Source organism: Vibrio sp. 10N.222.55.C6 (genome assembly GCF_041473395.1).
GTDB classification, from domain to species: Bacteria; Pseudomonadota; Gammaproteobacteria; order Enterobacterales; family Vibrionaceae; genus Vibrio; species Vibrio crassostreae_C.
Map to the genome: position 1 here is coordinate 91,773 of NZ_JBFRSD010000002.1, position 15,319 is coordinate 107,091.

Below are 15,319 nucleotides of genomic sequence, written 5' to 3' on the forward strand. Positions count from 1 at the left end.
TCAATCAATTGTGGTTTCATAATCTAAATTTTTGTTACATTCATGATTGTTACATGTTGAAATCTGTCGCACGTTGTTTTCGTTTTGTAAAATAAAACTCTGATTAACCTTGGTTTAAAAGAGGGATTTACTGTTTGTGATGAGCGTCGATTGAATCGACTTTGGCGATGTAAATGTTTGAATTTGACGATAATGGACGCTTAATCAATGAGGTGGAGATGGAATGTCGATACAGAGATAACTGCACGATTCATTACGTTCACTTAAAAGAAACGAAAAAGTTACACTTTTTGACAAAAAGCACTTGAGTTCTGTTTCTGAAAAACTTATAGATGGGGGAGAGCAATTTTTAATTTATACATGGAGAGTGAGCGATGAGAGTAGGTCTAGTTGGTTGGCGCGGTATGGTTGGTTCTGTACTGATGCAACGTATGGTTGAAGAGAAAGACTTCGACTTGATTGAGCCTGTTTATTACAGCACATCTCAGATTGGTATTCCTGCCCCTGTTTTAGGTGGTAAAGATGCGGGTCTACTTCAAGACGCTTTTGATATTGATAGCCTAAAACAGCTTGATGCTGTGATTACCTGTCAAGGCGGCGATTACACATCAAAAGTATACCCAGCACTGCGTCAAGCAGGTTGGAAAGGTTACTGGATTGATGCAGCATCTACTCTGCGTATGGATGCTGATTCAATCATCACTCTTGATCCTGTTAACTTGGCTCAAATCCAGCAAGGCATTCACAGCGGCACCAACACGTTCGTTGGCGGTAACTGTACTGTGAGCTTAATGCTTATGGCTCTAGGTGGTCTGTACGAGAAAGGCATGGTTGAGTGGATGAGTGCCATGACTTACCAAGCAGCTTCTGGTGCGGGTGCTAAGAACATGCGTGAGCTGATCTCACAAATGGGTGTGATCAACGACAGCGTAAGTTCTGAGTTAGCAAACCCTTCAAGCTCAATTCTTGATATCGATAAGAAAGTGGCTGATACGATTCGTTCATCTTCATTCCCAACAGACCAATTTGGTGCTCCGCTTGCAGGCTCACTGATTCCTTGGATCGATGTGAAGCGTGAAAACGGTCAGAGTAAAGAAGAGTGGAAAGCCGGTGTTGAAGCGAACAAGATTCTTGGTCTAGATGGTCAGCCAATCCCAATTGATGGTACTTGTGTACGAATCGGTGCAATGCGTTGTCACGCTCAAGCACTAACGATCAAGCTTAAGCAAGACGTGCCAATGGACGAGATCGAAGAGATCATCGCAACGCACAATGATTGGGTTAAAGTGATTCCTAATGACCGCGACATCACGGCACAGGAGCTAACACCAGCGAAAGTAACAGGCACAATGTCTGTACCTGTCGGTCGTCTGCGTAAGATGTCGATGGGTAACGACTTCCTAAACGCCTTCACGGTTGGTGACCAACTACTTTGGGGTGCTGCAGAACCACTACGTCGTACTCTACGCATTATCCTTGCTGAGAAATCGTAATAGGCAAGATTGCTTAAATTCTATTAGCTGATAAACCGAAAGGGTTGACGACAAACGTCAACCCTTTTTAGTTTATTGCTACCTCGTTATTCGGCCCTCGAAACTGCCCTTAAATCTCTTCGCATCTCGCTACTCGAATCTCGTGTCTGCTTTTATTTCTCGTCGGTGACGACACGCTTGTCTGGATCCGCTAATTCGCTAGCACAGTGCTTGCAATACATGGCGTCTGAATCATGACCCGCTCGGTTACAGTTCGGGCACTTAACCAATTCTTTGTGCGAGTTCATCTCATTACTGAGTTCTGCAGTAATGATCCCGGTTGGCACTGCTAAGATAGAGTAACCCAATAGCATGGTCAGTGATGCTATGGCTTTACCAAGCGCGGTCTGCGGCACCATGTCACCATAACCTACCGTAGTGATAGTCACGATGGCCCAATAGATACTGTGAGGAATACTGGTGAAGCCATTGTCAGGACCTTCAATAACAAAGATCAAGGCGCCAAAGATAACCACCAAGATGCCGACGGTGCTAAAGAAGATCAGTATCTTTCGTCGTGCCATTAATAGTGAGCGCAACAGAATATTGGAATCTTGCAGGTAGCGAACCAGCTTTAGAATTCGGAAGATACGCATCACACGCAGCAGTCTCACCACACCCATAAATGAAGCGCCTGGGAAGATGATTGCTAGGTAGGTCGGAAGAATCGCCAATAGGTCAACGACACCATAAAAACTGGTGGCGTAAGATTTTGGCTTTGGGGAGCAATAGAGCCTTAACAAATACTCAAGAGTGAAGAGTGCAGTGAAGGTGTATTCGATATAACGCAGCTGTTGTGACCATTCGGTCATCACATTAGGGATGGATTCTAAGATCAGAACCAACAGCGAAGCCAAGATTGCAACGATCAGAGTTATATCAAATGCACGTCCGGCTGGCGTGTGAGTACCAAAGATAATGACGTACAAATGATGCTTGAGTGGCTTGCGTGACATAAGGAGAGGTTCGTCTTCTGTTAAATGCATTAACAGTCATTATACAAGCTTCATAATAACGAGGCGAGTGAAAGCCCAATTGCTTTACTCGCCTCATCTATATTTCAATATTGTTGCCCTTTATAGAGCAACCGAAATGTTGTTAAACGTTATGCCAAGCCTGGGAACAGATTGCGTAGACCATTGGCGATGAACTCGATGCCCAATGCGCCAAGAATCAGGCCCATGATACGAGTGATCACGTTGATACCCGTTTGACCTAAAAAGCGAACGATAACCGGCGCTGAACGGAACAAAAGCCAAGAGCATGTTGCGAATGCGATGATACTAATGCCGATGCCGACCGTATCAATAGCAGCAGGGTAGCGAGACCCGTAAACAATGGTCGAGCTGATAGCACCTGGGCCTGCCATTAGCGGCATAGCCAGTGGAACAACACCGATTTGCTCTTTGCTGATGTATTCAGATTTTTCTTGTTTGTTCTGCTTATCTTCACCGAGCTTACCGCTCATCATCGAAAATGCGATGCTCAGTAATAGTAAACCACCTGCAACACGGAATGAGTCCAGCGAGATACTAAACATATCAAGCAGCATTTGCCCCGCAACAAGAGAGACAATGAGGATCACGGCAACAGCAATATTTGCTTGTAAGGCTGTCCTGTTCCTCTCTTCTGGCGGCATATGAGCAGTAAGAGAAACAAAAACAGGCATGATGCCGATTGGGTTTACGGCAGCAACAAGCCCAAGGAAGAATTGCATAAAAATTGCGAGTTCTAAGCCTTGCATGAGAGCGATCTCCAGTTAGCGTACTTAAGGTTGAAGGGTTGATCTGTGAATAGTTTAGGCGCGTAATGTAAGGGACAAACTCAATTTACGCGAATGAAAAAAACTAACTTGAAATGGGTGATTCTTTTTAGAAAAACTAATTGAATCTCACTTTTGTTTTAAGCCTGTTGCAAGCTAGTTGGTAGTGTTTCATTTTGTAATTTATTATTGAGTAACTGTTAACCGACGCACGAAATTAATAAAAATTATGTCAGAATCTAGCCCGTACAACGCTATGGATATACTCTCAGTAGCACGAATATAGCTGTATACATGTAATTTAACGGACTAAAAATGAAACTTTTTTACAGTTTATTACGCTATGTAGAAAAAAGTTGTCTGTTTGCTTGTTTTTTGCGCGAACGAAAAGTGTGAGTTTAATCTATATAAATCATGCTCTTAAGTTCATTTTTGCGATTGCCTTACTACTTTCTGGTTAATTCTTTTTGGGTAACTGATCTGGGTCAATTTTTTTCACACAGTGAAATAATATACTCAGCCCTGAAAGCAATTTACTAAGAACGCTGGTGTTTAAGGTTAACGGCAAGCAGCGAATTTAATAAAAAGTTTTTAATATTTATTATTTTAGGAGATCCACCATGCCTGTAACTAACTTAGCGGAACTTGATGCTCTAGTAGCTCGCGTTAAAGCAGCACAAGAAGAGTTTGCAACATTCTCTCAAGAGAAAGTAGACGCAATCTTCCGCGCAGCTTCTCTTGCTGCTAACCACGCTCGTATTCCACTTGCTCAACAAGCAGTTGCTGAATCTGGAATGGGTATTGTTGAAGATAAGGTTATCAAAAACCACTTTGCATCTGAATTTATCTACAACAAATACAAAGACGAAAAAACATGTGGCATCTTAGAAGAAGATGACAACCTAGGCACAATGACTATCGCTGAGCCTGTAGGTATCATCTGTGGTATCGTTCCAACAACGAACCCAACTTCTACAGCAATCTTCAAATCTCTAATTTCTCTTAAGACACGTAACGGCATCATCTTCTCGCCACACCCACGTGCAAAGAACTCAACTAACGACGCAGCGAAACTAGTTCTAGACGCAGCTGTTGCCGCTGGTGCTCCAAGAGACATCATCGGTTGGATCGACCAACCATCTGTAGAGCTTTCTAACGCGCTTATGAAGCACGACGGTATCGCACTTATCCTTGCTACTGGTGGTCCAGGCATGGTTAAAGCAGCATACTCTTCAGGTAAGCCTGCTATCGGTGTTGGTGCTGGTAACGTTCCTGTCGTTATCGATGAAACAGCTGACATCAAACGTGCTGTAGCATCTATCCTTATGTCTAAGACTTTCGATAACGGCGTAGTATGTGCTTCTGAGCAAGCTGCAATCGTAGTTAGCGAAGTATATGACGAAGTTAAAGAGCGTTTCGCTTCTCACAAAGCTCACGTTCTATCTAAAGCTGACGCTGATAAAGTACGTAAAGTTCTGCTTATCGACGGCAACCTAAACGCTAAAATCGTAGGTCAACCTGCTCCAGCAATCGCTGAAATGGCTGGTGTTAAAGTTCCTGCTGATACAAAAGTACTTGTAGGTGAAGGTCTTGGTAAAGTTTCTTACGATGACGAATTCGCTCACGAGAAACTATCTCCAACTCTAGGTCTATTCCGCGCAGATGACTTCGAAGACGCAGTTGCTCAAGCGGTAACTATGGTTGAAATCGGTGGTATCGGTCACACATCTGGTCTTTACACTAACCAAGATACTAACGCAGACCGCATCCGTTACTTCGGTGACAAGATGAAGACTGCTCGTATCCTAATCAACATCCCGACTACTCACGGTGGTATCGGTGACCTGTACAACTTCAACGTTGCACCTTCTCTAACTCTAGGTTGTGGTTCATGGGGTGGTAACTCTATCTCTGAGAACGTAGGTCCTAAGCACCTTATCAACAAGAAAACTGTAGCGAAGCGAGCTGAAAACATGTTGTGGCACAAACTACCTAAGTCTATCTACTTCCGTCGTGGTAGCCTTCCAATCGCAATGAGCGACCTAGAAGGTAAGAAACGCGCATTCCTAGTAACTGACCGTTTCCTATTCAACAACGGTTACGCAGATGACGTAGTTAGCTTGCTTAAAGCACAAGGCATCGAAGTTCAAACTTTCTTCGACGTAGAAGCGGATCCAACGCTATCTGTTGTTGAGAAAGGCGCTGAAGCAATGAAGAGCTTCCAACCTGACGTAATCCTTGCTCTAGGTGGCGGTTCTCCAATGGATGCTGCTAAGATCATGTGGGTTATGTACGAGCACCCAGAAACTCACTTCGAAGAACTAGCAATGCGCTTTATGGACATCCGTAAACGTATCTACAAGTTCCCTAAAATGGGTCAAAAAGCTGAGCTTGTATGTATCACTACAACTTCAGGTACAGGTTCAGAGGTTACTCCATTCGCTGTTGTTACTGACGACAAGACTGGTGCTAAATACCCACTAGCTGATTACGAAATCACGCCAAACATGGCTATCGTTGATGCGAACCTAGTAATGAACATGCCTAAGTCTCTAACAGCGTTCGGTGGTTACGATGCAGTAACTCACGCTCTTGAAGCTTACGTATCTGTTCTAGCGAACGAGTACTCAGACGGTCAAGCTCTTCAAGCTCTTAAGATGCTTAAAGAATACCTACCATCAAGCTACAAAAATGGTGCGGCTGACCCAATAGCTCGTGAGAAAGTACACAACGCAGCAACTATCGCTGGTGTAGCATTTGCGAACGCATTCCTAGGTGTGTGTCACTCAATGGCTCACAAAATTGGTGCTGAGTTCCACCTACCACACGGTCTTGCTAACGCACTACTTATCTCAAACGTTGTACGTTACAACGCGAACGATAACCCAACTAAGCAGACTGCATTCTCTCAGTACGACCGTCCACAAGCACGTCGTCGTTACGCTGAAGTTGCTGACCACCTAGGCCTAAGCCAAGCTGGTGACCGTACAGCTCAGAAGATTGAACGTCTACTGACTTGGTTAGAAGAGCTTAAAGTTGACCTAGACATCCCACTATCTATCCAAGCTGCGGGTGTTAACGAGTCTGACTTCATCGCTAAACTAGACGAGCTAGCTGTTGAAGCGTTCGATGACCAGTGTACAGGTGCTAACCCACGTTACCCTCTAATCACTGAGCTAAAAGAAGTTCTAACAACTTCTTACTTCGGCCAACCATACGTTGAAGGCGAAACTTTCGAAGGTACTACAGTTATCCTTAAGAAAGCAGACCAAAAGCCAGCTGAAGCGAAAGCGCCAAAAGCTAAAAAAGAAAAAGCTAACGCATAATAAGTAAGCATTAGTTTTGAGATAAGTTTTCGCTAGCACGATACTTATCTATCGGGAAAAGATGAAAGCCCCAGTCGAGAGACTGGGGCTTTTTTTATGTTTGGTTCGTTTGTAAAACGGATTGAGAGGCAATAGCTCTGCTACTTAATATGAGCTGAGCCAGTCATGTTCAATTGGAATAGGGAGTTAAACCTCTGCCGCGACAACTCGCCCACTGAAGTAGTCATTCGAGACAATGTATTCGGTTGTTCTGGTCAGCTCGTCTTGCAGCTGCGCCCAGTGACATCGGTTGAGCTTGCCATCGGAGTTATGAACGGCGGGAACAACGCCACCGACTCGAATGCCAAAGGGAGTCAGCTCTTTCGCCCAACTATGGGTAAAGCCAGTGATCATTGAGTTTGCGCTCTCTAAGCCAGACACATCGTGAAAGTCATCATGAGATATCACATTCACAATCACGCCTTCCTTATCTTCCTCTCGCAATCTCTCAGCACTGATTTGCCCAAATGCGAACAGGGTCGATGCCATCGATGAGAGATCATTAATAAAGCTGCTCACAGGCTGATCGCCAATTAGGCTAGGCATTGGGGAGCTTATCCAGTTATTGACCAGCACATCGGGTGTCGTGTTGAAGGTGGTTTGAATAAAATCATATACGCTGAGAATCGCTTGGCTGTCATTGCCTTTGAGCGTGTAGTGGTAAACAGAGTCAGAAAACCGGGCACACTGTAGATACGTCGCTTTAAGTGCTTCCGTGTCTTTATCACAAAGGATGACGGTGGCTCCAAGGTTAACAAAGTGGTTCGCAATCGCCCCCCCCAGTAGCGAGCCGGCAGATGTCACCAATATGATTGAGCTTTTTATTTCCATCCCAGTACCTAAACAAATCGTCCATGTCGGATAAGGATGGGTTAAAATTTATACAACGGGTGTGAATTGGTTCAAACTAAGGTGTGCCAATTAATAAGTTTTTATGAACTTAGTGGCAAGTCACATTTTGTAGTAACTTCAAGCGGTAACCGACATCAGGTGTTTTTAGGTTGCCTAAGGCTAGTGGTTCATATCATTCGTGTGAATACTTTGAAGTGTGCGAGTTAGTCGAAGAAGAGCTATGGATAGACAGCGAAAAAGGGAAAGGTAGGTGATCGCTATACTTGAGCTTGAATTTGATACCGACGTTGCGCGGTGGTTAGCTCATTGTAGAGCGTGGCATGTGGCAAATCAGGTAAATGCTTGTTTGCGAGTTTGCGTCGGTCATGACCAGAAAGGTTTTGGTAAACCTCTTCGGGTAAGTCGGCTGTATCTTCAGGCATGAAGGCAAGCGCTTCAGGTTTCAAGTAATGGCTGAGTTTGGCGCTGGCAAGGCTAGCTTGATGAAAATGATTCGATTGCTGAGCTGAAATCTCATATGAAGACTGGTTTGAACGCAGTTGTTGAGGTTCTGCTACGCCAAATTGTTTGCGCAGGCGATCTTCATTTGTCTCTGTGATTTCAATGGTGTCAATTGGCGTGCAATCACGGACATCATTAGAAAACATAGATAACAGCAACGCGAAATCTGCACGGCGACCTTGCTCAACCGCTTGGCTGATCCCGATGCCGAACTTCAGTTCGTTGATGATTCCTGCTTTGTCTAAAGTATGTATTTGCATGTCGCCTCTCATTGGATACACCTTTAACGGCATGGAGTCGGCAAACTTTAGTGTTTAATTACAGGCAAATAGAGAATTTATGTAGGGTTGGGAAGAAGGCTATCAATAGTTCGAGAAGTAAGCGCTATTGGCGGGTTTATTACGAAATGTTTAGATTTTGTGGAACACGACAGATACAAAAAAGCTCACGCCGAGGCATGAGCTTTCAATAGATAACTCGCTATAAATAGCGCAGCGTAAGCAATAATTACTTAGCTAGGTTCTCTTCTACGAAAGACCAGTTTACTAGGTTCCAGAATGCAGCCATGTAGTCAGGGCGAACATTGCGGAAATCGATGTAGTAAGCGTGTTCCCATAGGTCAACAGTTAGAAGTGGAGTAACACCTTCTTCTGTTAGAGGAGTAGCAGCGTTAGAAGTGTTAACGATGTCTAGAGAACCGTCAGCTTTCTTAACTAACCAAGTCCAAGAAGAACCGAAGTTGTTGATTGCTGAATCAGTGAATTTCGCTTTGAATTCTTCGAAAGAACCGAATGCAGCGTTGATAGCTTCTGCAACAGCGCCAGTTGGTTCGCCGCCCGCTTTAGGAGCAAGACAGTGCCAGTAGAACGTGTGGTTCCAGATTTGAGCAGCGTTATTGAAAACACCACCAGTAGAAGTCTTAACGATCTCTTCTAGTGTTTTGCCTTCAAACTCAGTACCTGGGATAAGGCCGTTTAGCTTAACAACGTAAGTGTTGTGGTGCTTACCGTGGTGGAAATCTAGCGTTTCTGCTGAGATGTGTGGTTCTAGCGCGTCTTTCGCGTAAGGAAGAGCCGGTAGTTCAAATGCCATTGCTCAATTCTCCATTGATATGAAAGAGTTAACTCTTTCGATTGCTTCCAGTGATATTATTATTCATGGCTCGCTATACTGCCAACCATGGTCAATTTGCTGACTTGCGATATAGTTTAGCAAGTTTTTACTTTATTAAAAGCTTATTTCATTACTTTTGTGTGAATTGTTAGCTTAGCTTGTTAACCGCTTTTTTTATATGGTTTTTATTCTTTTAGTTTGGGGTAGAATAAAGGCAATAAAAGCCGTAATCCATTAACGAGGAAGCAATGGAAACTATCGATAAAATCAAACAGCAAATTGAAGAAAACACTATTCTACTGTACATGAAAGGTTCTCCTAAGCTACCTAGCTGTGGTTTCTCTTCTCAAGCGTCTCAAGCTCTAATGGCATGTGGCGAAAAATTTGCTTACGTAGATATCCTACAAAACCCTGATATCCGTGCAGAGCTTCCTGCTTACGCACAGTGGCCAACTTTCCCACAACTTTGGGTTGAAGGTGAGCTAATCGGTGGTTGTGACATCATTCTTGAGATGTTCCAAAAAGGCGAACTTCAGCCAATCATCAAAGAAGCAGCGGCTAAAGTTGCTGGCGATGACGCTGAATAAGTTCTAGCCTTTGCGCTGAATAGTTAAAATGAGGGGCCTTAATCAGGCTCCTTTTTTGTTTGAATTGATCGAATCATTGACTCGATAAGGAATGAACAATGAACGTAAAACTTCATTATGTGCATGATCCAATGTGCAGCTGGTGTTGGGGTTACAAGCCAACACTTGAGTTATTGAAACAACAATTGCCTGCGAGCATTGAGTTTAACTATGTAGTGGGTGGTTTGGCCCCGGATTCTGATGAGCCAATGTCAGAAGAGATGAAAGGCAAGCTGCAAGCGATTTGGAAGCAGATCGAAGCTAAGTTGGGTACTGAGTTTAACCATGATTTTTGGACAGAGTGCCAACCTGTTCGCAGTACTTACCCTGCGTGCCGTGCCGTGATTGCTGCAGGTTTTCAAGACCACTACGAAGCGATGCTTGAAGCGATTCAACATGCTTATTACCTTCGTGCGATGCTGCCTCATAGCCAAGACACGCATTTGCAGTTGGCTGAAGAGCTAGGTATGAATGTTCAACAGTTTGAAAATGACCTTTCTAGCAAGTTATTGGAAAGTGAGTTAGATGACCAGCTAGGCTTTAAAGAAGCGATGGGTGTATTTTCTTACCCGACCTTAATGCTTGAAGTGAACGGCATCTTTAGTGAAGTTGAATTGGATTATCATTCAACGGAAGCGACGCTTAAGTCTATTCGCGAAATTTTAGTGAGTAATGCTCCCGCTGCGTAATTCAGCGAGAGTCATCTGTATTCGCAATGATTTCTAAGGCTTACTCATCAGAGTAAGCCTTTTTTGTTTGGTGTCGCTAGTTCAATGAGAGTGAGCGGAAGGAAGAGTAGAATGAATCTCAGAGACAAAAAAGACCGCACGAGGCGGTCTTTATAAAAGTGAGCGTAGGACTGTTTAACTACAGAACCTAATTACAGAACCATGGCTGCAATCCAACCGAATACGATCAGTGGGATGTTGTAGTGCAGGAACGTCGGTACTACGGTTTCCCATACGTGCTCGTGTTGACCATCAGCATTTAGACCAGACGTTGGACCTAATGTTGAGTCAGAAGCCGGAGAGCCCGCATCACCAAGTGCAGCAGCTGTACCTACTAGAGCGATTGTTGCCATTGGCGAGAAGCCAAATGCTGCTGCTAGTGGAACGTAGATAGTTGCAAGGATTGGAATCGTAGAGAACGAAGAACCAATGCCCATAGTAACCAATAGACCAACAATTAGCATAAGTAGTGCTGCTAGAGGCTTATTGTCGCCGATGCTTGTTGAAAGTGCTTCAACCAGAGATTCAACGCCACCTGTTTGCTTCATAACTGCCGCGAAACCTGCTGCTGCAATCATGATGAAACCGATCATTGCCATCATGTGAACGCCCTTGGTGAAGACATCTTGTGTCTCTTTCCAAGCAATAACGCCACCGAAGGTAAATACCATGAAACCCGCTAGAGCACCGATGATCATAGAGCCAGTCGATAGTTGAACTGTTAGCGCTGCTACGATACCAGCTGCTGCTACTAGGATGTGCTTCTTGTTGATCTCTTTCACTTCTGTTGAAACAACAGTGTGAGAGGTTTCTTTGTATTGGCGAGGCTTACGGTAAGTAAAGAATACTGCAGTAAGGAGACCGAAGATCATGCCTGCTGCTGGTAACAACATTGCCATAGGTACTTGGCTTGCTACAACGTTTTCAAGACCATTGTCGTGAAGGTTTTTAAGCAGGATGTTGTTTAGGAAGATGCCACCAAAACCAATCGGTAACACCATGTAAGGTGTAATCAGACCAAAAGTCAGCACACACGCAACTAGACGACGGTCTAGGTTCATTTTTGCGAATACGCCTAGTAGAGGTGGGATTAAGATTGGGATGAAGGCGATATGTACCGGAATCACGTTTTGCGAAGACATGGTCACTAAGATCAACGACGCAAGCATGCCGTATTTAAGACCAGTCGATGCCGCACTGTTCTCTTTGCCGTGAATGCGTTTGATAACACTTTGAGCAAGGAGATCTGTGATACCAGAACGTGAGATAGCAACAGCGAATGTACCAAGCATAGCGTAGCTAAGTGCAATCGTTGCACCGCCGCCTAACCCACTTTCGAAAGCCGCGACTGCGTCGTTCAAGCTCATACCAGAGGCTACGCCACCGATAATTGCACTGAACGTCAGAGCAACGACTACGTTTACGCGCATCAAAGCTAAAACAAGCATGATGCAAACTGAAATTACAACAGGATTCATATTATTCTCGGGATGTTGTGTTTTTTATGAAGGCAATACGAAAAACGTTTACCGACTCTATTTTTTTATTCTTCGTCAACAAGAGGCCAACCACCAAGGGCTTTCCATTTGTTTACAATGCCGCAAAATAACTCTGTGGTTTTTTGCGTATCATACAAAGCAGAGTGTGCTTCTTTGTTGTCAAATTCCATCCCTGCAGTGCGGCAAGCTTTAGCCAAAACGGTTTGACCGTAGGCAAGACCACTAAGAGCTGCAGTGTCAAAAGTAGCAAATGGATGGAAAGGGACGCGTTTAAGCTTACAGCGCTCACTTGCCGCATTAACGAAGTTCAAATCGAATGTAGCGTTGTGAGCAACCATGATTGCACGACTGCAATCTGAAGCTTTTTGTTCTTTTCTCACTAGCTTGTAGATTTCTTTAAGGGCTTCTTGTTCCGACACAGCACCACGTAATGGGCTAAATGGGTCTTTAATTCCGTTAAAGTCTAATGCTGCCTGCTCTATATTTGCGCCTTCAAAAGGCTCAATGTGAAAATGAAGCGTTGATGCAGGGTGCAGATCTCCGTTCTCATCCATTTTTAATGTAATGGCACAGATTTCTAATAATGCATCGGTTTCAGCGTTAAACCCTGCGGTTTCCACGTCGATGACCACTGGAAAATAGCCGCGAAAGCGTTTTTTTAGGGTCAGAGCTTCGTTTTCTACAGTCATGTTAGCCCAAATAAGTGTGATTAAGGCTGCATTATTGCAGATAATAGCAGTGATAAAAACTAGGGAAGGGCAATAAATCTTAAATTACCTAACCCATTGCGGCTTGATAATTGCATATTTAAACGTGAGAGAAAAATGCGGCAATTGGCTGCATTGTTAAACGAATTGCTTAAGAGATACTCCACTTTATGAAGAAACAACTCATAACAGGTTCAATGCTATTTTCGCTACTTGTGTCGTCATCGGTCATGGCACAAGAAAAGCGTTACGGAGCATCTCCTCAACAGTCGACATGGGAGATGGTAGCCAACACGCCACTTGAATGTCGCTTGGTCCACCCAATTCCAAACTTTGGTGATGCTGAGTTCTCATCTCGCGCGAGTAAAAAAATCATTTTGGACTTTGAGCTTAAAATGCGCCGTCCAATGGGTGCGACGCGCAATGTAAGCTTGATCTCTATGCCGCCACCTTGGCGTCCGGGTGAAAGTGCTGATCGTATGACAACCATTAAGTTCTTCCAGCAATTTGACGGCTATGTCGGCGGTCAAACAGCTTGGGGCATCTTGAGTGAGTTGGAGAAAGGGCGTTATCCGACATTCAGCTACCAAGAGTGGCAGAGCCGAGATCAACGTATCGAAGTGTCGTTGTCGTCGGTGTTGTTCCAAGAAAAATACAATGTGTTCAGTGACTGTGTTGCTAACCTGCTGCCTTACAGCTTTGAAGATATCTCTTTCACTATTTTGCATTACGACCGCAACAGCGACCAGCTGAACAAGTCGTCGCGCAAAAGGCTGAGCCAGATTGCCGATTACGTTCGCTATAACCAAGACATCGACCTTGTGCTGGTGGCAACGTACACCGACTCTGTCGACAGCAAAGGGATTAGCCAAAACCTTTCAGAGCGCAGAGCAGAATCGTTAAGAGAGTACTTCAAATCTCTAGGCCTGCCAGAAGATCGTATCCAAGTGCAAGGCTATGGCAAGCGTCGTCCGATTGCGGACAATAACTCGCCAATTGGTAAAGATAAGAACCGACGTGTTGTGATCTCTTTAGGTCGCACACAGGTTTAAGCTAAACAACAGCTTGTTTTGAAATGACAAAGCCCGTCTTGATGACGGGCTTTTTTATGTTTTAAATTTGGAGTCGTTGTTTTAACGGAACTTGTTTAATTCAAGCGGAAGCGGGCGATCATTTCACAGTTGGTCGCGGTATCGATCTTTTCCACCATAGAGGCAATTTTAGGGTTTGGGTGGCGTTTCATGAAATCGATCAGCGCTTTCTTACAGCAACCAATAGAATCGATAAAGCTTGAACATTGAGTATTAGGGCACTGAGGGATCAGTGTGAGTACCTTTTCGGAAGCCAGTTGAAGATACTTGAGCTCGTATTCAGTGTCGCCAGCCCAACGCCAGAATTGAGCAAGATTGTGGCAAGAAATCACCGAGATCAGTAAGCGTTCATCGGCTTGAATATCGGTGCGTTCTGTAATTTCTTCACTTAAGTTCAAAGCCTGCTGATAATGAAGAATACTTCGTACAGGATCGTCGAGCTGCAATGCAGTATCGGCAAGTAACGTGTGTTTTTCCCATTCGCTAATCATTGTATTACCTCACTAATCAATAGGTGGTTAATTTAAATGATAATCATTATCATGTAAAGTTTCATCAATGAGATTGTTAAGAATAATTGGTAAAGAATATCGATTATGGTGAGAGTGATAAAAAAGAAGCGAGCATAGTGCTCGCTTCTTTTTTATTTCTTCAGGCGTTCAAACCCAACTTCTCAAAGAGGTTAAGGAATTAACCTTCTAGACCTGCGCTTGCTTGTTTGTTCTGAATCAGCTCAATCATGTAGCCGTCAGGGTCTTTTACGAATGCAATGTGAGTAGAACCGCCTTTTACAGGGCCGGCTTCACGAGTCACGTTACCGCCAGCGGCTTTAATCGCGTCACACGTAGTGTAGATATCATCAACACCGATCGCTACGTGACCGAAAGCTGAGCCTAGGTCGTATTCAGTTGTGCCCCAATTGTAAGTTAACTCAATAACAGCACCTTGAGATTCGTCACCAAAGCCAACAAAAGCCAGTGTGTATTCGTACTCTTTATTTTCGTTCTTACGTAATAGCTGCATGCCCATTACATTGGTGTAGAACTCGATAGACTTGTCTAGATCACCCACGCGTAGCATGGTGTGTAAAATACGACCGTTTGACATGATTTGCTCCTAGCTTGTTATTGGTTGTTTCTTTTATAGCACTATATATGAGCAAGCTCATAAGCAACACCAAAGAGATGATGAGTTTGGTCATATTTTCTTATTCTCATCATCTATCTTACTCTCCCCCTCTGCCTTTTTTCTTATTTGTATTACAAGAAATTAAAGAGCGACGGCCTTATTAATTTGTCAGTCACTAGCGCTTAATTCGCAGTTTTGCATAAATAGTAAGTTTGAGTGTTGGTCTTTTTTGTAATGGCCAAGAATGGCCTTGGTTGTTGAATTGTGACTTATATCTCCATCTTGTTGCTGATTTCCTTTCGTTTTTACAATTGGCATCTAACTTTCCATTTTATCAATTTATGATTACGCCAACATCTCCCTGTTTATAGAAAGGTTATTCCGATGTTTTACTTCGTTATTAAGGAATTTTCGA

At 43.8% G+C, this 15,319-nt stretch carries 14 protein-coding genes; 5 read left to right on the top strand and 9 right to left on the bottom strand.

Annotation, left to right across the window (positions count from 1 at the left end; translation table 11 throughout):
* The first annotated feature begins 374 nt into the window (after positions 1-374).
* Positions 375-1,493: an aspartate-semialdehyde dehydrogenase gene (gene asd / locus AB4486_RS02180; protein WP_017061186.1), complete on the top strand. Its 1,119-nt coding sequence runs from the start codon at positions 375-377 to the stop codon at positions 1,491-1,493.
* Between the two features lie 152 nt (positions 1,494-1,645).
* Here the strand turns inward: asd and AB4486_RS02185 are convergent, their stop codons facing one another.
* Positions 1,646-2,488 carry an ion transporter gene (locus AB4486_RS02185; RefSeq protein ID WP_029235134.1) on the bottom strand — a complete coding sequence of 281 codons (843 nt, stop codon included), beginning with the start codon at positions 2,486-2,488 and terminating at the stop codon, positions 1,646-1,648.
* Between the two features lie 149 nt (positions 2,489-2,637).
* On the bottom strand, positions 2,638-3,276 hold the full coding sequence (locus AB4486_RS02190) for a YchE family NAAT transporter (protein WP_004734056.1): 639 nt from the start codon (positions 3,274-3,276) through the stop codon (positions 2,638-2,640).
* 638 nt (positions 3,277-3,914) lie between these two features.
* Between AB4486_RS02190 and adhE the strand changes: the two genes are divergently transcribed.
* Entirely contained in the window at positions 3,915-6,620 is a 2,706-nt protein-coding gene (gene adhE / locus AB4486_RS02195; protein WP_017061183.1) for a bifunctional acetaldehyde-CoA/alcohol dehydrogenase, read from the top strand.
* Between the two features lie 186 nt (positions 6,621-6,806).
* Here the strand turns inward: adhE and AB4486_RS02200 are convergent, their stop codons facing one another.
* The 3 genes from AB4486_RS02200 to sodB all read right to left on the bottom strand — a co-directional run bounded on the left by AB4486_RS02200 (position 6,807) and on the right by sodB (position 9,104).
* Complete coding sequence (locus AB4486_RS02200; protein ID WP_017063454.1) at positions 6,807-7,490, bottom strand: SDR family oxidoreductase; 684 nt, start codon at positions 7,488-7,490, stop codon at positions 6,807-6,809.
* 278 nt (positions 7,491-7,768) lie between these two features.
* A complete protein-coding gene (locus AB4486_RS02205; protein ID WP_276202729.1) occupies positions 7,769-8,272 on the bottom strand; it encodes a VC2046/SO_2500 family protein in 504 nt (167 codons plus the stop codon).
* Positions 8,273-8,519: 247 nt separating this feature from the next.
* Positions 8,520-9,104, bottom strand: a complete 585-nt coding sequence (sodB, locus tag AB4486_RS02210; protein WP_004734050.1) for a superoxide dismutase [Fe] — start codon at positions 9,102-9,104, stop codon at positions 8,520-8,522.
* 269 nt (positions 9,105-9,373) lie between these two features.
* Here sodB and AB4486_RS02215 point away from each other — a divergent pair, with 269 nt between their 5' ends.
* Positions 9,374-9,712, top strand: a complete 339-nt coding sequence (locus tag AB4486_RS02215) for a Grx4 family monothiol glutaredoxin (protein ID WP_004741702.1) — start codon at positions 9,374-9,376, stop codon at positions 9,710-9,712.
* Between the two features lie 98 nt (positions 9,713-9,810).
* On the top strand, positions 9,811-10,440 hold the full coding sequence (locus tag AB4486_RS02220) for a DsbA family protein (RefSeq protein WP_017061180.1): 630 nt from the start codon (positions 9,811-9,813) through the stop codon (positions 10,438-10,440).
* Positions 10,441-10,631: 191 nt separating this feature from the next.
* On the opposite strand, the gene AB4486_RS02225 is transcribed toward AB4486_RS02220, so the two are convergent.
* Both AB4486_RS02225 and rnt read right to left on the bottom strand, forming a co-directional pair.
* Positions 10,632-11,957, bottom strand: a complete 1,326-nt coding sequence (locus tag AB4486_RS02225; RefSeq protein WP_029235135.1) for a Na+/H+ antiporter family protein — start codon at positions 11,955-11,957, stop codon at positions 10,632-10,634.
* Positions 11,958-12,022: 65 nt separating this feature from the next.
* Positions 12,023-12,667, bottom strand: coding sequence for a ribonuclease T (gene rnt / locus AB4486_RS02230; RefSeq protein ID WP_017061178.1), 645 nt, complete (start codon positions 12,665-12,667; stop codon positions 12,023-12,025).
* Between the two features lie 188 nt (positions 12,668-12,855).
* Here rnt and motY point away from each other — a divergent pair, with 188 nt between their 5' ends.
* On the top strand, positions 12,856-13,737 hold the full coding sequence (gene motY / locus AB4486_RS02235; protein ID WP_017063457.1) for a flagellar protein MotY: 882 nt from the start codon (positions 12,856-12,858) through the stop codon (positions 13,735-13,737).
* A 95-nt stretch (positions 13,738-13,832) separates the two neighbouring features.
* Here motY and AB4486_RS02240 read toward each other — a convergent pair whose 3' ends face one another.
* Together AB4486_RS02240 and gloA are read right to left on the bottom strand one after the other, a co-directional pair.
* A complete protein-coding gene (locus AB4486_RS02240) occupies positions 13,833-14,267 on the bottom strand; it encodes a DUF2753 domain-containing protein (RefSeq protein WP_004734047.1) in 435 nt (144 codons plus the stop codon).
* Positions 14,268-14,466: 199 nt separating this feature from the next.
* A complete protein-coding gene (gene gloA, locus AB4486_RS02245) occupies positions 14,467-14,883 on the bottom strand; it encodes a lactoylglutathione lyase (protein ID WP_004734046.1) in 417 nt (138 codons plus the stop codon).
* Between the last annotated feature and the right edge of the window lie 436 nt (positions 14,884-15,319).